Annotated in this window: 1 protein-coding gene; it reads left to right on the top strand. The window is 46.9% G+C overall.

Annotated elements, in window-relative coordinates:
* The coding region (locus PZC42_RS24540; protein ID WP_277214081.1) for a hypothetical protein at positions 1 to 277 on the top strand (277 nt) is incomplete at both ends.

Here is a 277-nt window from a genome sequence, read left to right as displayed (position 1 = left end):
ACATGTCTATTGTCGAGTATCTTTTAGAGGAAGCGCACGCAAATCCTTTGATCAAAAACTCTTTTGGCGAGGCTGCTTACGACGTTAGCGCTGCGTCCGGAGAAGCTGGAGAAGCGTACATATGCGAGATGCTGGAAAAAGCGGGCAGCAAATGGTGGCACATGCAGCATGCAGAAGGCATCGATTTATCACCTTACTCGCATGGTACAACATACGATTTGCTAGAGTTCCACATTACTGTCATGGTGATCTTGCATGAAAATCAGCGCTCAACATC

Source organism: Isoptericola croceus (assembly GCF_029382255.1).
Lineage (GTDB): Bacteria > Actinomycetota > Actinomycetes > Actinomycetales > Cellulomonadaceae > Isoptericola > Isoptericola croceus.
Note: the sequence above shows the minus strand (reverse complement) of the source record. Positions and strands in the feature narration are given on the sequence as shown.